Source organism: Dactylosporangium sp. NBC_01737 (assembly GCF_035963215.1).
Lineage (GTDB): Bacteria > Actinomycetota > Actinomycetes > Mycobacteriales > Micromonosporaceae > Dactylosporangium.
The window spans coordinates 12,651,289-12,669,209 of record NZ_CP109153.1 but is presented as its reverse complement, the minus strand read 5'-3'; the positions used below and the strand labels follow the sequence as shown (position 1 = coordinate 12,669,209).

At 72.5% G+C, this 17,921-nt stretch carries 20 protein-coding genes; 12 read left to right on the top strand and 8 right to left on the bottom strand.

The features are described from left to right. Position 1: 1 nt before the first annotated feature. Complete coding sequence (locus OHA72_RS58395; RefSeq protein ID WP_327004717.1) at positions 2-379, top strand: type 2 periplasmic-binding domain-containing protein; 378 nt, start codon at positions 2-4, stop codon at positions 377-379. A gap of 100 nt (positions 380-479) precedes the next feature. On the opposite strand, the gene OHA72_RS58390 is transcribed toward OHA72_RS58395, so the two are convergent. The 5 genes from OHA72_RS58390 to OHA72_RS58370 form a co-directional block, all read right to left on the bottom strand. After that, positions 480-857, bottom strand: coding sequence for a YybH family protein (locus OHA72_RS58390; protein ID WP_327004716.1), 378 nt, complete (start codon positions 855-857; stop codon positions 480-482). Between the two features lie 79 nt (positions 858-936). Further along, a complete protein-coding gene (locus OHA72_RS58385) occupies positions 937-2,139 on the bottom strand; it encodes an ABC transporter permease (protein ID WP_327004715.1) in 1,203 nt (400 codons plus the stop codon). Further along, positions 2,136-2,822 (bottom strand): ABC transporter ATP-binding protein, encoded by a 687-nt coding sequence (locus tag OHA72_RS58380; RefSeq protein ID WP_327004714.1) that lies wholly within the window; start codon positions 2,820-2,822, stop codon positions 2,136-2,138. Before OHA72_RS58380 ends, OHA72_RS58385 begins: the two co-directional genes overlap by 4 nt. After that, the gene (locus OHA72_RS58375) at positions 2,819-3,910 is read right to left on the bottom strand and encodes an efflux RND transporter periplasmic adaptor subunit (RefSeq protein ID WP_327004713.1); all 1,092 of its coding nucleotides are present in this window, start codon (positions 3,908-3,910) and stop codon (positions 2,819-2,821) included. Before OHA72_RS58375 ends, OHA72_RS58380 begins: the two co-directional genes overlap by 4 nt. Beyond that, the gene (locus OHA72_RS58370; RefSeq protein WP_327004712.1) at positions 3,907-4,449 is read right to left on the bottom strand and encodes a hypothetical protein; all 543 of its coding nucleotides are present in this window, start codon (positions 4,447-4,449) and stop codon (positions 3,907-3,909) included. Before OHA72_RS58370 ends, OHA72_RS58375 begins: the two co-directional genes overlap by 4 nt. A 79-nt stretch (positions 4,450-4,528) precedes the next feature. Here OHA72_RS58370 and OHA72_RS58365 point away from each other — a divergent pair, with 79 nt between their 5' ends. Both OHA72_RS58365 and OHA72_RS58360 read left to right on the top strand, forming a co-directional pair. Beyond that, entirely contained in the window at positions 4,529-5,185 is a 657-nt protein-coding gene (locus OHA72_RS58365) for a response regulator transcription factor (protein ID WP_327004711.1), read from the top strand. After that, complete coding sequence (locus tag OHA72_RS58360; RefSeq protein ID WP_327004710.1) at positions 5,182-6,381, top strand: sensor histidine kinase; 1,200 nt, start codon at positions 5,182-5,184, stop codon at positions 6,379-6,381. Before OHA72_RS58365 ends, OHA72_RS58360 begins: the two co-directional genes overlap by 4 nt. Here the strand turns inward: OHA72_RS58360 and OHA72_RS58355 are convergent. Continuing rightward, positions 6,350-7,114 (bottom strand): helix-turn-helix domain-containing protein, encoded by a 765-nt coding sequence (locus OHA72_RS58355; RefSeq protein WP_327004709.1) that lies wholly within the window; start codon positions 7,112-7,114, stop codon positions 6,350-6,352. The genes OHA72_RS58360 and OHA72_RS58355 overlap by 32 nt on opposite strands. Before the next feature lie 69 nt (positions 7,115-7,183). Here OHA72_RS58355 and OHA72_RS58350 point away from each other — a divergent pair, with 69 nt between their 5' ends. Next, the gene (locus tag OHA72_RS58350; protein WP_327004708.1) at positions 7,184-7,795 is read left to right on the top strand and encodes a zinc-binding dehydrogenase; all 612 of its coding nucleotides are present in this window, start codon (positions 7,184-7,186) and stop codon (positions 7,793-7,795) included. Positions 7,796-7,895: 100 nt separating this feature from the next. Here the strand turns inward: OHA72_RS58350 and OHA72_RS58345 are convergent, their stop codons facing one another. Together OHA72_RS58345 and OHA72_RS58340 are read right to left on the bottom strand one after the other, a co-directional pair. Beyond that, positions 7,896-8,714, bottom strand: coding sequence for an LPXTG cell wall anchor domain-containing protein (locus OHA72_RS58345; RefSeq protein WP_327004707.1), 819 nt, complete (start codon positions 8,712-8,714; stop codon positions 7,896-7,898). Positions 8,715-8,896: 182 nt separating this feature from the next. Continuing rightward, positions 8,897-9,472 (bottom strand): GNAT family N-acetyltransferase, encoded by a 576-nt coding sequence (locus OHA72_RS58340; RefSeq protein WP_327004706.1) that lies wholly within the window; start codon positions 9,470-9,472, stop codon positions 8,897-8,899. A gap of 292 nt (positions 9,473-9,764) precedes the next feature. On the opposite strand from OHA72_RS58340, the gene OHA72_RS58335 reads away from it, so the two are divergent. From OHA72_RS58335 to OHA72_RS58305, 8 genes are all read left to right on the top strand, one after another. Continuing rightward, positions 9,765-10,418: a hypothetical protein gene (locus OHA72_RS58335; RefSeq protein ID WP_327004705.1), complete on the top strand. Its 654-nt coding sequence runs from the start codon at positions 9,765-9,767 to the stop codon at positions 10,416-10,418. Beyond that, on the top strand, positions 10,411-10,815 hold the full coding sequence (locus OHA72_RS58330; protein ID WP_327004704.1) for a ribosomal maturation YjgA family protein: 405 nt from the start codon (positions 10,411-10,413) through the stop codon (positions 10,813-10,815). Before OHA72_RS58335 ends, OHA72_RS58330 begins: the two co-directional genes overlap by 8 nt. A 63-nt stretch (positions 10,816-10,878) precedes the next feature. Further along, positions 10,879-13,692 (top strand): glycoside hydrolase family 9 protein, encoded by a 2,814-nt coding sequence (locus OHA72_RS58325; RefSeq protein ID WP_327004703.1) that lies wholly within the window; start codon positions 10,879-10,881, stop codon positions 13,690-13,692. Positions 13,693-13,745: 53 nt separating this feature from the next. Further along, a complete protein-coding gene (locus tag OHA72_RS58320; protein ID WP_327004702.1) occupies positions 13,746-14,039 on the top strand; it encodes a hypothetical protein in 294 nt (97 codons plus the stop codon). Beyond that, positions 14,036-14,554 (top strand): adenylyl-sulfate kinase, encoded by a 519-nt coding sequence (locus tag OHA72_RS58315; protein ID WP_327004701.1) that lies wholly within the window; start codon positions 14,036-14,038, stop codon positions 14,552-14,554. The genes OHA72_RS58320 and OHA72_RS58315 overlap by 4 nt, the downstream gene beginning before the upstream one ends. 31 nt (positions 14,555-14,585) lie before the next feature. Beyond that, a complete protein-coding gene (locus tag OHA72_RS65405; RefSeq protein WP_442788792.1) occupies positions 14,586-14,924 on the top strand; it encodes a peptidyl-tRNA hydrolase in 339 nt (112 codons plus the stop codon). Then, a complete protein-coding gene (locus OHA72_RS58310; RefSeq protein WP_327004700.1) occupies positions 14,921-15,166 on the top strand; it encodes a hypothetical protein in 246 nt (81 codons plus the stop codon). The genes OHA72_RS65405 and OHA72_RS58310 overlap by 4 nt, the downstream gene beginning before the upstream one ends. Positions 15,167-15,454: 288 nt before the next feature. Next, entirely contained in the window at positions 15,455-17,896 is a 2,442-nt protein-coding gene (locus OHA72_RS58305; protein ID WP_327004699.1) for a PQQ-dependent sugar dehydrogenase, read from the top strand. Positions 17,897-17,921: the final 25 nt, after the last annotated feature.

The following is a 17,921-nucleotide window of genomic DNA, read 5'->3' as shown; positions in this document are numbered from 1 at the left end:
GGTGCTTGCACGGCGGCCGCCTTGCAGGCACACCGACTTCGCCGACACGTCCACCACGTTCAAGGCGATCGCGTCCGGTCAGATCGACGCCTACTTCGGTCCCAACCCGGGCATCGCGTTCCAGATCAGCCGGACCCAGGGTACCGCCGACGCCGTGCGCAACGCCGGTGTCCACTCCGGCGCCGGTGAGTCCCTGCAGGGGCTGATCGCGGCCACCACGAAGAAGGACAACCAGCTGGCCAAGGTGCTGGCCGACGCCATCAACCACCTGATCCAGAACGGCCGGTACCAGCAGTGGCTCGCCGCGTACAACCTGGACACCGAGGCGGTTCAGACCTCCCAGGTGAACCCGCCCGGCCTGCCGAAGTCCAACCTCTGAACCGGTGCCGGTGGCGCCCGGGACCCGGGTGCCACCGGCGGTCAGGGGCGCGGGGCGGCGAACACCTCGGGCCGGTTGCCCGGCAGCGGCTGCGGCGCGGTCACGGCAGTCGCGTGTTCTGGTCGGCGATGACCAGCCACCGGCCCTCGACGAGCGCGTAGGTCAGCGTGAAATACGCCCGGCGGTCCGACACGACCTGCCCTTCGGTGTCCACGACGACGAAGCGGTACTCGATGAGGACCCAGCCGGTGCCGCCGGCCACGATCACCCGGCGGACGGTGCGCTCCTGCGTCCAGCTGTCGTCGGCGAACATCTCCCGGTGCAGCTCGACCACCGCAGGCTTGCCGTCCAGGACGGTGCCGTCGGGCAGGATCAGCACCACCTCGTCGGAGAGCGTCGCCGCGTACGCGTCCAGATCCTTGCGCTGCAACGCCGACAGGTGCTCCTCGAGCGCCTCGTCCAGTCCGGCCTCCGGCACCGGCCGTCTCCCTTCGATGGTCGTCACTTCCCGACGAGGATGGTAGCCTGCCGTCCCACATGCTGGCGGGCGCCGCCGTTCAGGGGGTCTGCAGCGCCTCCGTCGGGGACAGGCGCGCCGCCTTCATCGCCGGATACAGGCCGGCCACCGCCCCGATCGCCAGCGTCGCGGCCAGCCCGCCCGCCGGTGCCCAGGGCGGCACCACGACCGGCCACGCCTTGTACGTGGCGTAGCCGGCGGTCACCGCGGCGCCGATCAGCAACCCGCCGGCCCCGCCGAGCGCGGACAGCAGCAGCGACTCCGCGAGGAACTGGGTGCGGATCTGGCCCCGGGTCGCGCCGAGGGACCGGCGCAGGCCGACCTCCGGGCGGCGTTCCAGGACCGAGATGACCATCGTGTTGGCCACCCCGACCCCGCCGACGAGCAGGGCCACCGCGCCGACGCCGAGCAGCAGCCCGGCGAACGCCTGGCTGGTCGCCTGCTTGGCGGCGAGCGCGTCCGACGGCCGTGACACGTCGACCTCGTTCGGTGCCGAAGGGTTGGCGGTGGCGGCCAGGCGCCCGCGTACCGACGCCAATGAGGACTCATCCGGCCTGGTGTACACCGTGGTCGGATGCTCGTCGAAGCCGAGCCACCGCGCCGCGGCGGGCCACCCGACCAGTGCGGCGCTGTCGAGCTCCTCGGCGAGCGGCACCGGGTCGAGGACGCCGACGACGGTGCACCGGACGCCGCCGACGACCACCTGGGTGTCCGGTCCGGCCGCGCCGATGCCGAGCCGCTGCGCGGTGCGGGAGCCCAGCACGACCGCCGGGAAGCGTTCGGTCGCCGCGTTCAGCCACGCTCCACTGTGGATGGTCGCACCGACCGTGTCGAGCAGGTCGGTGCGCGCCGCGTAGGCGACGATGCCGTTGGTCTGCACGTCCGGGATCCGTTCGGAGCGGTACACCTTGGCGTCCCCGCCGACCCGCCCGATCGCCGACACCGCACCGATCCCGTCCATCCGGCCGATCATCGCCTCGGCGTCCAGTGGCAGCTCCGCGTCGTCGCCGAGGATCGTGCGGCCCGGCCCGACGGTCAGCAGGTTGGTGCCCAGCGCCGACAGGGTCCGGTCCAGCTCCGCGCCCGACGAGGACGAGATGCCCACCACGGACATCATCGCCGCGATGCCGATCGCGATGCCCAGCGCCGACAGGAACGCCCGCATGGGACGGGTCCGCAGCCCGACCCCGCCGACGCGCAGGACGTCCCGCGGCCCCAGCCGCGCCGGCGCGAGCGCGGTCATGCCGGCACCTCGTCGGGCAGGGGAGCCGGGTCCGGCACGATCCGGCCGTCGTGCATCCGGACCTGCCGCGGCAGGCTCGCCGCGATCTCCCGGTCGTGGGTGATGACGACGACGGTGGTACCGGCCGCGTGCAGCCCCCGCAGCAGCGTCATGATGCCGCCGCCGGACCGGGAGTCCAGCGCCCCCGTCGGCTCGTCGGCCAGCAGCAGCGGAGGGTCGCCGGCCACCGCCCGGGCGATGGCGACCCGCTGCCGTTCGCCGCCGGACAGCTCGTGCGGCCGGTGCGACATGCGGTGCCCGAGCCCGACCCGCTCCAGGGCCGCGGCGGCCCGGCGCCGCCGCTCGCCCAGGCGCAGGCCGACGTAGAGCAGCCCGTCGGCCACGTTGTCGAGCGCGCTCGTGCCGGCGGCGAGATGGAACTGCTGGAACACGAACCCGATCCGGGTCGCCCGCAGCGCCGACAGCCGGTTGTCGGAGAGGGCGGCGACGTCGTGCCCGTCGATACGCACGATCCCCGAGGTCGGGCGGTCCAGCGTGCCGATGATGTTCAGCATCGTGGACTTGCCGGAGCCCGACGGGCCGACGATCGCGGCCAGTTCGCCGCGTTCGATGTGCATCGAGACCCGGTCCAGCGCGGTGACCCCGCCGCCGTACGCCTTCGTCACGTCGGACAGGACGATCATGCCGGCATCCCGACGGTCATGCCCTCGGCCAGCCCGTCGCCGGTGACCTCGACCCGGCCGCCGGCGAAGAGGCCGGTGGTGACCGGGAGGTGCCGGGTGGTCGCGCCGTCGACGACCTCCACGCCGAAGCCGCCCTCGTCGAGCGCGACGAGCGCGGCGACCGGGACGGTGAGCACGTCCGGGCGTTCCGACGCGGTGAACGTCACGTCGACCGCCGCCTGCCCGAAGTCGTCCGCCGCCCTCGGGTCGTCGGGCGCGACCAGCGCCTCGACGCGGGTCGTCGGCTCGGGGTCCTGCCCGGAGCCGGGCTCGATGACGGTGGCCACCTCGGTGACCTTGCCGGGCACCCGCCGGCCGCCGGGCAGCGTGATCGACACGGCACTGCCCGCCTTGGCGACCGCCCGGTCCTCGACGTCCAGGTCGACCGTGACGATGGTGGCGGTCCCGGTGTACGTGAGCAGCCGCTGCCCCGGCGCGGCGGCCTGGCCGGTCTCCGCCTCGAGCGAGTCGACGCGCACGGTCCCGGAGGCGAACACGACCCGGCCGAGCTCGACCACGCCCGTCTCGGGCAGGCCGAGCTTCTCCTGCCAGCGCCGCACCGCGTCGGCCGTCGAGTCGGTGTACTCGTCGTCGACCGTGAAACCCTGATACCCCAGTGCGCGCAGGTTCTGCTCCAGCTGGGCGACGTCCGGGCCCTCGGTGCCGGGTGCCATGGCCCGGTAGGCGGGCATCGAGCCGAGCATGAGCACCGCCGGTGCGTTGTCGATGCGGTACAGCGGCTGCCCCTGCCCGACCACGGTGCCGCCGGCCGGCAGCCAGGTGACGGTGCCGCCGCGGCGGCTGGTCGCGGTCAGTGTCGGCCCGTAGCCCAGCTCGCCGTCCACGTCGAGCGTCTCGCGCAGCGTCTGCCGGGTCACCTGTGCCGTGGCCGGTGGCAGCGCGCCGGCGGTCCGCTCGGGTGTGCCGCCGCGGCGCGACCCGATCACCACGGCGGCCGCCGCGCAGGCGGCCGCCACGACGAGGACGGTGACGACCTTGCCGGCGCGCCCGCGTCGCCGGCGGGCGGGCGGGCCCTGCACGGACGTCACTTGCCGAGCCCCGGCATGAACTCCTTCGTGCACTTGTCGTTGGCCGCCTTGAAGTCGGGGTCCTCGGCGACCTTCGCGTCGATGCGGATGCCGTTGCCCTCCTGGTCCGGGAAGGACTCGACGCCGTTGTCCCGCATGCACTGGGTGAACTTGCGCATCTGCTCGGCCTGCTGCGGGTCCTGCTTGCCGCTGGTCATGCCCTCCGGCGCCCACTGGCGGCAGGCCTCCATGGCCTTCTCGACCTTCGCCTGGTCGACGTTCTTGAACTGCATCAGGACCGGCTTGCCCGGCTCCGGGTCGGCCATGTCGAGGCCCTGCTCCCGCATGCACTGGGCGAACTTCACGCCTTTCGCCTGCGCGTCCAGGCTCGCGGTGGCCGTGGGCCCGGCGTCCGGCGTGCCGCCCGTGTCGTCGCCGCCGCACCCGGTCAGGGCGAGCGCGAGCGCGAACACGGCCGTCGCGGCGTACAGGTGTCGTCGCATGTCCAGGATCTCCTTCTCCGCCTGCCGGCACGGCGCCGGCCGCTGTCGGGTGGTCATGCAACGCGGCGGCCCGTTTCCTCGGCGTTTGCGTGGATGCAAACGCGGAGGAAACACGGCCGGTGGCAGCATTGATCGGATGCGGGTGCTGGTGGTGGAGGACGAGCGGATGCTCGCGGACGCGATCGCCGAGTGGTTGCGCGAGGAGACCCATGCGGTCGACGTGGCCAACGACGGCGCGGCCGCGCTGGAGCGCATCGGGGTCAACGACTACGACGTGGTGGTGCTGGACCGGGATCTCCCGCTCGTGCACGGCGACGACGTGTGCCGAGAGATGCTGGGCTCCGGGTCGACGGCCCGCGTGCTCATGCTCACCGCCGCGGCCGAGGTCGGTGACCGGGTGACCGGGCTGTCCCTCGGCGCCGACGACTACCTGACGAAGCCGTTCGCGTTCCAGGAGCTGGCCGCGCGGGTCCTGGCGCTGGGCCGCCGGTCCCGCCCGGTCGCGCCGCCGGTGCTGCGTCGCGCCGGGATCACCCTGGACCCGGCCCGGCGTGAGGTGACCCGCGACGGGCGGTACGTCCCGCTGTCGAAGAAGGAGTTCGCGGTGCTGGCGGAGCTGCTGCGGGCCGACGGGGCGGTGGTGTCCGCCGAGCAGCTGCTGGAGAAGGCCTGGGACGAGCACGTGGACCCGTTCACCAACGCCGTGCGGCTCACGATCCTCAAGCTGCGCCGCAAGCTCGGCGACCCTCCCGTGGTCGAGACCACGCCCGGCGTCGGGTACCGGATCGCATGAGGCGGCCACGTCCGACACTGCGCCTGCGGCTCACCCTCGTCTACGCCGGCCTGTTCTTCCTGGCCGGGATGTCGCTGCTCGGCGTCACCTACGTCCTGTTCCGCCAGCAGCTGTCCGATTCGGCCGCGGAGCTGGTCGACGGGCCGCCGGGCCGCGACCGGCAGATGATGATCCGGGAGAACGACACCGTGCTGACCGGCGACGCGGCACTGGAGTGGATGCGCCGGCAGCAGGCCGACCTGCAGGCGGCCGCGACGACATCGCTGCTCACCCAGGGCTCGATCGCGCTGCTCGCCGTCGGGGCGGTCGCCGGGGTGTCCGGCTGGGTCGTTGCCGGCCGGGTCCTCGCACCGCTGCACCGGGTCACCGCGACGGCGCGCCGCATCGCCGCCGCCCCGGCCACCGACCGCAGCCTCCACCAGCGCATCGACCTGCAGGGCCCCGACGACGAGGTGAAGGAGCTGGCCGATACGTTCGACCGGATGGTCGAGCGGCTCGACCACGCCTTCGACGGGCAGCGGCGCTTCGTCGCCAACGCCTCCCACGAGCTGCGCACCCCGCTGACGCTCAACCGGGCCCTGGTCGAGCTGGCCATGCACCGCAGGACCGCCTCACCCGACGTCCTGCGGCTCGGCGAGAGCCTGCTGCAGATCAACGCGCGGCACGAGCGGCTCATCTCCGGCCTGCTGCTGCTGGCCCGCTCCGAGCAGGAGCTCGCCGAGCGCTCGCCGGTCGACCTCGCCGACGTGGTGTCGCACGTGGTGGCCCACACGAAAACAGACGCCGACGAGGCTGACGTCACCGTCTCCGAGGCCGCCGGCGCCGCACCGGCCGGCGGCGACGCGCTGCTGCTGGAGCGGCTGGTGCACAACCTCGTCGAGAACGGCGTCCGGCACAACCGCACCGACGGCACCGGCTGGGTCCGCGTGGTCACCGGGACCGTCCCGGGCGGCCGGGTGATGGTCGAGGTGAGCAACAGCGGTCCCGTCGTGCCGGCGTACGACGTGCCGGCGCTGTTCGAGCCGTTCCGGAGGCTGGGCGCGGACCGGCTGGTGACGGCGAAGGGCTCCGGGCTGGGACTGTCGATCGTCCGCTCGATCGCCCGCGCGCACGGCGGCGACGTGGTCGCGTTCCCGAGGGAAGGCGGCGGCCTGACCGTCACCGTCACCCTCCCGGCGTCGGCCGGCTACTCATGAGCGTCCAGGCGATCAGCAGGTCCATGGCCGCGCGGGACGGCGAGCCCGCCTCGGTCGTGTAGACGAAGCGCGTCTGATCCGGATCGCCGGGGAGCGTGAGGGTCTCGTAGTCGACGGTGAGGTCCCCGACGACCGGGTGGCGGAACCGTTTCGAGCCGAAGGTCCGCTGGTACACGCGATGCTCCTGCCACCAGTCGCGGAACTCGGGGCACCGCTGCCGCAGCTCGCCGATGAGCTCCTGCGCCGCCCGGTCGTCCGGATGGTTGCCCACGTCGAACCGCAGGCTCTCCACGACCGCCCTGGCCTGGACGTCCCAGTCGAGGACCCGTTCGCGGGCCTCGCCGGCCAGGAACATCCACCGGGCGTAGTTGCGCTCACCGGGCCGGAGCCGTTCGAAGTCCGTCAGCAGCGCGCGGGCGAGCGGGTTGCTGGCGAGGATGTCGGCGCGGCGGCCGAGGACGAGCGCGGGACTGCCGTCGAGCGCTTCGAGCAACTGGTACAGCCCTGGGCGCACCCGCTGCACGGTGGGCACGCCACGGGGCCGCGCCGTGGTCTCGGAGCCGACGAGGTGACCCAGGTGCGCGCGCCCGGCCGCGTCGAGATCCAGCGCCCGCGCGACCGCGTTGAGCACCGTCGCCGAGGGGGTGATCCTGCGGCCCTGCTCGAGGCGGGTGTAGTAGTCCGTCGAGACGCCTGCCAGCAGCGCCACCTCCTCGCGGCGCAGCCCGGGCACCCGCCGGATCCGTCCGTCGGCCGGCAGCCCCGCGCGGGCCGGGTCGACGCCGAGTACATCGTCGCCGGCGTGGACGGCACGGTGCTGCTGCCCGACGCGGTCCCCTACGAGCTGGCGGCGCCGACGCTGTGCGCCGGCTACACCGTCTGGGCGGCGATCCGCCGGGCCGCGCCCAGGCCGGCCGGGAGGGTCGCCGTCGTCGGCATCGGCGGCCTCGGGCATCTCGCCATCCAGTACGCCAAGGCCGCCGGCTTCCACGTCACCGCCGTGACCCACAGCCCCGGCAAGCGCGACGTCGCCCGGCAGCTCGGCGCGGACGAGGTCGTCGCCGACGGCGCCGGCCTCAAGGCGGCCGGCGGTGCCGACGTCATCATGCACACGAGCAACTCGCACGCCGCAGTGCTCAGCGCGATGGAGGGCCTGCGGCCGTGGGGCAAGGTGGTCATGATGGGCATCGCCACCGATGCGCTGGCGCTGCCGGCGCTGCCGCTGGTCTCCAACAGCTACCAGGTCATCGGCTCCGCCCACAACGGCCTGGAGTACCTGGTCGAGGCCCTGGACCTGGTGGCCCGCGGCGCGGTGCGGCCGATGATCGAGCTGTTCGACAAGGAGCGCGTCGCGGAGGCCTACGAGAAGGTCGCCGCCGGCGACGTCCGCTTCAAGGCCGTCGTGACGTACTAGACGTCGGCGCACACGGCGTCCGGGGCGGTCGCCCGCCGCCGGACACACGCAGGCCCGCGTGGGTGGCGTCCACGCGGGCCTGCGTGCCCATGATGGGGAATCAGGCGTGTGGGGTCGGCTCCGACCCGTCGTCGCCGGCGGCCGATGCCGGCCCGTCGGCCACGAAGGTCGCCTCGCGCCGGCGGCGCACCATCAGCAGCCCCACGCCGGCGGCGATCAGGCCGGCTGCGGTCACGGTCATGCTGGTGAGCGCGACGCCGGTGACCGGCAGGCTGCCGCCGCCGCTCCCGCCGCCGCCGGGCGTGGCAGTGGCCGGGTTGGACGGGACCGAGGAACTGCCCTCGACCGAGCCCGAGTCGTTGGGTGCCGGGCTGCTGGACCCGCCGGTCGACACCGATGGCGACGGTGAGGCCGACGCGGACCTGGACGGCGACGGGGACGGCGATGCGCCGCCGCCGGGGCAGGTGTGGGTCAGGTTGAAGTCGTCGGCCCTGGTCCGGTCGTTGTCGACGACCGCGGTGCCGTCGAGCAGCTTCCAGCCGGAGGGCACGACGACCCACGCCTTGCTCGCGCCGTTGTCCTCGACGATCCCGTCCGGGTACGCGTCGGACGGGTCGGCGACGTGGACCGTGACCTCGCCGCCGCCGGTGGGCCGGAACTTGAGGGTCAGCGACACGAAGTCGGCGTCGTTGCCGGGCAGGACGAAGACGAACCCGTCGACGCCGGCGCCCCGGTACTGCCTGGGGATCTGGTCGCAGCTGTGGGTGCCGAACCCGGTGGCGGTGGCGCCGCGGTGCGCGGTGTGCAGCGGCAGCGTGATCGACGCGGCCGCGGGCGCGGCGGCCAGGAGCGCTGCCAGCGCTGCGCCGGCGGGCACGAGAACGCGGGGCAGCCTGCGCAGCGGCAGCCGATGGGGCATGAACAACGGAGCCTCCGGGAACGTGACGCGAGTTCAGTCTTGCGACCGAAGTGGCGGCGGTGGCCCCGGTGGCGTTACGTACAGCAATCAGTGGTCGGCGTATCACCGCCGTCATGGCGCGCGCCGGGCGATGGACTCCTCGTCCGGCGCGATCGTCGTCAGCGACGGTCGACGAAGACGGGTCAGAGGCGCTTGGAGAACCAGTGGTGGGCGTAGGCCTCGTCGTTGTAGGCGGGGACCTCCTCGTAGCCGCTGGAGCGGTAGAGGCGGATCGCCTCGACCAGGTTGCGGTTGGTGTCCAGGCGCACCGATCTCCAGCCCGCCGAAGCGGCGCGGCGTTCCAGGTCGCCGAGGATGCGCCGGCCGACGCCGAGGCCGCGCACGGTGCCGGAGACCCACAGGCGCTTGATCTCGGCGGGCGCGCCGGGGTGCAGCTTCAGCGCGCCGCAGCCGACCGGCTCGCCGGACAGGGTCGCGAGCAGGAACAGGCCCTTCGGCGGGACCAGGTCATCGTCGTCGACGGGGTTGCTGACCGCGGTGTCGAAGCCGTCGTCGAAGCGCTGGGCGAGCTCGCGGGCGTAGGCGCGCAGGCACGAGCGGGCCCGCGGGTCGCCGGGCGGGCACGGGGCCAGTTCGACCATCGAGGCCATGAGCAGCCGCTCCACCTCGGCCATCGCGGCCGCCAGGCGGTCGCGCTGGCCGGTGCTGAGCGGGCCGAGGATCGAGTGCGCCAGGTCGTCGGACTCGCGGTCGAGCACCGCCCACTCGGCCCGGCCCTCGTCGACCTGAGGAGGCGGCTCAGATAGCCCGCGTCCAGGCCGAGCCGGGCGCGCAGCGCGGCGACCTCGGCGCCGGCGGGGCCGATCTCCCACAGCAGGCGGGCCTGGCCGAGCGGGCGGCCGCGGGACAGATACTCGTCGTCGAGCGCGCCGACGCGCTGCGTCACGGTGCGGTTGAAGCGGCGGACGGTTGCCACCAGGTCATCGTTCACATGTCTGACTATAGTCAGGTAACTGAAGGTGGTGGCGAGGGGCAGGCATACTCGGCGCCGTGACCCGATCAACCGGATGGCTGCTGGCGCTGGCGGCGCTGATGCTGCTGGGGTGCATCGGCCCCTTCGCGGACACGTTCGACGAGGCGGTCCAGGACACCCCGGCCGACTATGACGAGTGCTGCGTCGGCGCCGACCGCGCGACGCTGGAGAAGCTCGCCGGGGTACCCGTGACGCCCGTGACCGGCGGCGACCTGGACACGCTGCGGGTCGACGCGGTCGTCACCACCAGGCAGCTCGACGCGGCGACCGAGAAGGACACCGCCTGGAACAAGGACGGCGACGGGCTCATCGCCAACGACGACACCCACGAGTACGTCCTCGCGCTCGTCACCCGGCTACCCGCGGGCGACCCCAAGATCCGTCCGGTGACCACCGTGATCGTCTCCACCCGGCTCGCCGACGCCTGGCGGATCGTCTGCCCGGCGGCCGACCCGAGTGGGAGATCGCCGGCGCCGTGCGCGGTCCCCACCCGCCACGGATCGGCGCCGCTCGTCGACTCGCAGGACGGCAAGCCCATCACGTCGGCGATCGTCGCGGTCCGCGTCCCGGTGGGACAGGTCGTGCTGCTCACCGCCGGGGATCCGAAGCAGGGCGGCGCCGCGGTCGACCTGCGCACCGGCCGCGCCGTCAAGATTCCCGCCCGTGCGTAGCCGCCTCTGGGCCCTCCTGGGCGCCGGGCTCGCCCTGGCCGTCGCCTTCGCGATCCGGGCCGTCGACGACGGGGCGCTGCGGCAGTACTCCGGCACCGCGCTGTACGCGTCGATGATCTACGCCGGGGTGTTCTTCATCCGGCCCCGGACGACCCCGCTCGTCGCCGGCGCGGTCGCGATCGCCTTCTGCTGGGCGATGGAGGTCTTCCAGCTCACCGGCGTCCCCGCCGAGCTGTCCGGCCGCAGCCTCCTGGCCCGGTACGTGTTCGGTGTGAAGTTCGACCCCGTCGACCTCGCCTGGTACCCGGTCGGCGTCGTGCCCCTGGTCGTGGCGCACCTGCTGGTGCTGCGAAAGTTTCACGGCGCGACCTGGGCGGACAGCGCCGCACGACGGTGAAACCCCCGCTCCGGGCGGTGGCGGGGTTCAATCCGCGCACCGCACCCGGAGAGGAGCACCATCATGCGCAGGAGGATTCTCGGCGCAGTCGCGGCGCTCGGGGTCGCCGCCGCCACGACGGTCATCGCCGTGGCCGCCTCGACCCCGGCCGCGGCCGCCCCCGCGTACAACTACGCCGAGGCACTGCAGAAGTCCATCTGGTTCTACGAGGCGCAGCAGGCGGGGCCGAAGCCCTCGTGGAGCCGGGTCGGCTGGCGCGGCAACGCCGCCACCACCGACGGCGCCGACGTCGGCCTCGACCTGACCGGCGGATGGTTCGACGCCGGCGACCACGTCAAGTTCGGTTTCCCGATGGCGTTCTCGACCACCATGCTCGCGTGGGGCGCCGTGGAGTACCGCGACGCCTACACCCAGTCCGGCCAGCTGACGAACCTGGTCAACAACCTGCGCTACGTCAACGACTACTTCATCAAGGCGCACCCGTCCGCGAACGTCCTCTATGGACAGATCGGCTCCGGCAACCCCGACCACGCCTGGTGGGGTCCCGCCGAGGTGATGCCGATGACGCGCCCCTCATACAAGATCGACGCCACCTGCGGCGGATCCGATCTCGCCGGTGAGACCGCCGCCGCCATGGCCGCCTCGTCGATCGTGATCCGGCCCACCGACGCCACCTACGCCGACAAGCTCGTCACCCACGCCAAGCAGCTGTACGCCTTCGCCGACGCGGTACGCCGCAAGTACAGCGAGTGCATCACCGACGCGGCCAGCTACTACAACTCGTGGAGCGGCTTCAACGACGAGCTCGTCTGGGGCGCCATCTGGCTCTACCGCGCCACCAACGACGCCACCTACCTCGCCAAGGCCGAGGCCGGCTACGACAACCTCAGCAACGAGAACCAGACCACGACGAAGTCCTACAAGTGGACGATCGCCTGGGACGACAAGTCCTACGGCGCCTACGTGCTCCTCGCGCGCCTCACCGGCAAGCAGCGCTACGTCGACGACGCCAACCGCTGGCTCGACTACTGGACCATCGGCGTCAACGGGCAGAAGGTGCCCACGTCGCCCGGCGGTCAGGCGGTGCTGGACAGCTGGGGATCGCTGCGGTACGCCGCCAACACCTCCTTCGTGGCGCTGCTGTACAGCGACTGGCTCACCGACGCCACCCGCAAGGCGCGGTACCACGACTTCGGTGTCCGCCAGATCAACTACATCCTCGGCGACAACCCGCGCAACGCCAGCTACATGATCGGCTTCGGCGCGAACCCGCCGAAGAACCCGCACCACCGCACCGCGCACGGGTCCTGGACCGACCAGATCACCAACCCCGCGATCTCCCGGCACACCCTGTACGGCGCGCTCGTCGGCGGACCTTCGTCGCCGAACGACGCCTACACCGACAGCCGCTCCGACTACGTGATGAACGAGGTCGCCACCGACTACAACTCCGGGCTCACGTCCGCCCTGGCCCGCATGTACCGCGAGTACGGCGGCACCGCACTCACCGGCTTCCCGGTCGCGGAGACCCCGGACGGCCCCGAGATGTACGTCGAGTCGTCGCTCAACACCACCGGCACCGGCTTCACCGAGGTCAAGGCGATGGTCTACAACAAGTCGGCGTGGCCGGCGCGGACCCTCGACCAGGGCTCGTTCCGCTACTACTTCACCCTCGACGGCAGCACCACGCCGTCGCAGATCTCGCTGACCAGCGCCTACAACCAGTGCTCCGCGCCGTCCGGGCCGACCCTGGTCAGCGGCAGCACGTACTACGTCACCGTCAGCTGCGTGGGGCAGAAGATCGCCCCCGCCGGGCAGTCCGCGTGGCGGCGTGAGGTCCAGTTCCGCATCACCTCGGCGGGCACCTGGGACACCACCAACGACTGGTCGTTCCCGACCGGCGGCGCCGTCCAGTCACCCAACAGCCACATCACGCTGTACGACGGCGCCACCAAGGTCTGGGGCGACGCCCCCGGCACCGGCCCGGTGGACACCACCCCGCCGTCCACGCCCGGCACCCCGGCATTCACGAACGTCACGTCGACGTCGGTCACCGCCGGCTGGGCCGCGTCCACCGACAACGTGGGCGTCGCGCAGTACCGGGTCTCCTCGCCCACGGGTCTGGTCGGGACCACGACCGGCACGTCGCTGGCGATCACCGGGTTGACGCCGTCGACCGCGTACAGCTTCACGGTCGTCGCCGTGGACACGTCGGGCAACGCGTCGGCAGCCTCGGCGGCCGGTACCGTCACCACGGCAGCGTCCACCGGTGACGTCACCGCGCCGACAAAGCCCGGTACGCCGGTCGCGTCGGCGGTCACCAGCAGCGGCGCGACCCTCACCTGGGCCGCGTCCACCGACGCCGTCGGCGTCACCGGCTACGACGTCCTGCGCCTCGGCGGCACCGCCGGACCGGTCGTCGTGGCCACCGCCACCGGCACCACCGCCACGGTCACCGGGCTGACGGCGTCCACGGCGTACCAGTTCGCGATCCGCGCCCGGGACGCGGCCGGCAACCTGTCCACGGCGTCCGACCCCGTCACGGTCACCACGACCGGCACCAGCACGGGCAAGTCCTGCGAGGCAACCTACCGCGTCACGGACCAGTGGGGCGAAGGCTTCAACGGCGAGGTGACCGTGCGCAACTCCGGCGGCCAGGCCATCACCGGCTGGACGGTCACGTTCACGTTCCCCGGCAACCAGCGCGTCACCAACGGCTGGGCCGGCGTCTGGACCCAGACCGGCGCCGCCGTCACCGTCCGCAATGCCGACTGGAACGGCGCCCTGGCGCCCACCGCGTCGACGGCGGCCGGCTTCAACGGCTCGGTCACCGGCACCAACACCAACCCGGCGACGGTCACCTGCACCGCGACCTGATGCCCCTTCGGTGGCCCCGGCGTTCCCACGCGCCGGGGCTACCATCGGTGGTGATGACCGACGTCGTGATCGACCTCGACACGCCGGTGCCCGCGCGGCCACCGGTGGCCCGCCGCCACGGCCTCACCAGGGGCGCCACCGTCGCGGTCTTCGCGCTCCTCGCGGCCGCACCGGCCACCGCGCCCGTGCCGGTCGCCGCCGCCCAGCGGCTGCCCGTGCCCAGTTACTGCTCGGGTGACCCGATGCCCGGCGGCCGTCTCAACATCGTCGAGGGCGACGTCTACGTCATCCTCGACGGCCCCACCCGGGTCGTCATCAGCACCGGCCGTTGCCCGCACCGGCGGTGAGCGACCGCAGCGAGGTGCTGTTCCTCGGCGGCAGGTCCGGGGTCGGCAAGAGCAGCGTCGCCGTCGAGCTGCACGTCCAGCTGTCCGACGCCGGGGTGCGGCACTGCGTCATCGAGGGCGACAACCTCGACCTGGCCCACCCGCCGCCGTGGGAGCACCATCTCGCGGAGCGCAACCTCGCCGCGATGTGGGCCAACTACCGCGCCCTCGGCTACCGGCGCATGATCTACACGAACACCGTCAGCGTCCGGTACGTCGCCGAGCTCACCGCCGCGATGGGCGACGACCCCCGCGTCACCGCGGTCCTGCTCACCTCCTCCGACACCACGGCCCGGGAGCGGCTGGCCCGCCGCGAGATCGGCACCGCCCTGCAGCGCCACGTGGAGCGCAGCGACGCCGCGGCACGGTCACTCGAGATGCTCGCGCCGCCGTCGGTACACCGGATCCCCACCGACGGCAGAACCGTCAGCGAACTCGCAGCTTCGGTGCTGGCGCTGACGGGCTGGCATCGCTAGCATCGATGGCATGCCGCACTTCTAGGTTCGCATCCCGCGTCTCTATCTGGTCACCCGCGCCGATCTGCCGCCCGGGACCCAGGCCACGCAGGCGACCCATGCCGCACTCGACTTCGCCGTCGCGCACCCTGATGCCTTCCGCGACTGGCACGCCGAATCCAACACCCTCGTCCTGGTCGCCGCGCGCGACGAGGACGCCCTGGACCGGTTGTGCGCCAAGGCATCCGCCGCCGGCCACCGCCACGTCAGGTTCCACGAACCGGACCTCGGCGGCGCGCTGACCGCCGCAGCCCTCGAACCGGCCGCGTACAGGCTTCTCTCGCACCTCCCCATTGCCCTTCGTGGTGCACGAGGGGAGGTGAAACCATGACCACCGACCTCATCGCGGACCCCTCGGACCTGCCGAAGGCGATCCGCTGGCTGCAGGCCAAGGTGCTGCGGCAGGCCGCGGCGCTCGACACCCTCAACCGGCGCGTCGTGTCCCAGCGGCTCGTGCTGCGCACGCTGGACGAACTCGGCCGGTCGCTGACCGCGGACGAGTTCCGCACGGCCCGCGCCCGCGTCGCCGACGACCAGCTGCGTGACCGGATCGACGAGACCCACTTGCCCTGATCGATCACACTGGGGTGGCCCCGGCTACGGGGCGGGGCCACCCCATCCAGGCCTCAGGAGCCCAACGGTCGGGCGGCTGTCTCTAAAACAGCGTGTAGCGGGTTCGACTCCCGTCTGAGGCGCCACACGAACTCGACAAGGCAGGCCGTGCACCTGCCGTGTGCCAATCCGGGCCGCCCTCTTGACCGGGCTGCCGGGGGTACATATTGTGCAACGTCTATAAGTAAACCTAACTAACAACTATGACCCGCTGCCCCGCGGAGCCGGCGCGCCAGGAACGGAGACCCGATGCACCGCCCATCGACCAGGCGTATCCTCGCCGTCCTCACCACCGCGGCCTGCGTCGCCGCACTCGCGGTCACGGCACCCACGCCGGCCTCCGCCGACACCGTCGGGCCGATCACCGGCGGCGCGTCCGGCAAGTGCATCGACGTCCCGTCGGCGAGCACCGTCAACGGCACCCAGCTGCAGATCTACACGTGCAACGCCAGCGCGGCGCAGACCTGGACCGTCGGCACCGACGGCACGATCCGCGCGCTGGGCAACAAATGCCTGGACGTCGCGGGCGGCGTCAACGCCAACGGCACCAAGGTCCAGATCTGGGACTGCGCCGCCGCCAACGCCAACCAGCAGTGGACGTACAGCAGCGCGAACCGCACCCTGGTCAACCCGGTCACCGGCAAGTGCCTCGACGTGGTCGGCGGCAGCACCGCCGACGCGGCCAAGCTGCACATCTGGACCTGCAACGCCGCCGTGGCCAGCCAGCAGTGGAACCTGACCACCGGGCCGCCGCCCGCGTTCACCGACTACCAGGCCGAGAGCGCGACGATCTCGCAGGGCGTGGTCGAGTCGAACCACGCCGGCTACACCGGCACCGGATTCGTCAACTACGACAACGTGACCGGGTCCTACGTCCAGTTCACCGTGTCGGTGACCGCCGCCGGCAACTACCCGCTGACGTTGCGGTACGCCAACGGCACCACCGTCGACCGGCCGATGGACGTCACGGTCAACGGCACGCCGGCCGCGCCCGGGCTGTCCTTCCCCGGCACCGGCGCATGGCCGACCTGGGCCGAGAAGACGGTCAGCGCCAACCTGGTCGCCGGCACGAACACGGTCCGCGCGGCCGCCACCACCGTCAACGGCGGGCCCAACCTGGACCGGCTGCGGGTCACCGCGCCGTCGGACAGCCAGCCGCCCACCGCCCCGGGCAACCTGCGGGTGGTCGGCGCGGTCCGGCCCAACGGCGCCGACCTGGCCTGGAACGCCTCCACCGACAACGTCGGCGTGGCCCGCTACGTCATCTACAACGGCGGCAACGTGATCGCGGAGGTCGGCGGCAACATCGTCGCCGCCACGGTGACACTGCAGCCCAACACGTCCTACGTGCTCAGCGTGCTGGCCTACGACGCGGCCGGCAACCCGTCGCAGGGCAGCAACAACCTGGCCGTCACCACCCCGCCCGGCACCGACACCCAGCCGCCCACCACGCCTGGCGGCCTTCGCACCACCGCGATCACCGCGAACACGGTGACGCTGGCCTGGAACGCGGCCACCGACAACGTCGGCGTCCGCGGCTACCGGGTGTCGCGCAACGGCACCCAGATCGCCGACGTGCCGGACCTGACCGCGTCGGACACCGGCCTCACCGCCGCGACCACGTACCAGTACACCGTCCTGGCCTACGACGCGAACGGCAACACCTCACCGGCCGGCCCGGCCCTCGCCGTGACCACGTCGACCCAGGCCGGCGGCGGCGACCCGATCTTCGACCGGAACGTCAACACCGCGCTCGACCTGCCGTGGGGCATCGCCTTCCTGCCCGACGGCAGCGCTCTGGTCGCCGAGCGGGACCGGTTCGAGATCGTCCGGGTAACCCTCGCGGGGCAGAAGACGGTCGTCGGCACCATCTCCGAGGCCGTCACCACCACCGGCGAGGGCGGGCTGCTCGGCCTCGCCGTCGGCCCCACCTTCGCCACCGACCACTGGGTGTACGCCTTCCACACCGCGGCGTCGGACAACCGCCTGGTCCGCTTCAAGTTCGAGAACGGCACCATCGGCCCGCGCGAGGCCCTCGTCACCGGCATCGCCAAGAACCGGTTCCACAACGGCGGGCGGGTCAAGTTCGGCCCGGACGGCTACATCTACGTCACCACCGGCGACGGCCAGGACAGCAGCCGCGCGCAGAACCTCAACTCCCTCAACGGCAAGATCCTGCGGGTCACCACCACCGGCGCGCCCGCGCCCGGCAACCCGTTCGGCACCCGCGTCTACAGCCTCGGCCACCGCAACCCCCAGGGCCTGGCCTGGGACTCCCAGGGGCGGCTGTGGTCCTCGGAGTTCGGCGACAACACCTGGGACGAACTCAACCTGATCACCCCCGGCGCCAACTATGGCTGGCCGACCTGCGAGGGCACCTGCAGCAACCCGAGCTTCGTCAACCCGGTGCGCCAGTGGAGCACCTCGTCCGCCTCACCGAGCGGCATCGAGATCGTCAACGACTGGATCTACATGGCCGCCGTGCGCGGCACCCGGCTGTGGGTCATGAAGATCACCGGCAGCACCACCGACACGCCCCGGGCGTTCTTCAACGGCTCCTGGGGCCGGCTGCGGACCGTGGTCAAGACCCCGGACGGCGGGCTCTGGCTCACCTCGACGAACAACGACATGAACGGCGGCACGCCGACGGTGCTCAACAACGTCATCGTCCGCCTGCGCTTCAGCCCCTGATTGCTCCGGTTGGGCCCGGCTCCGG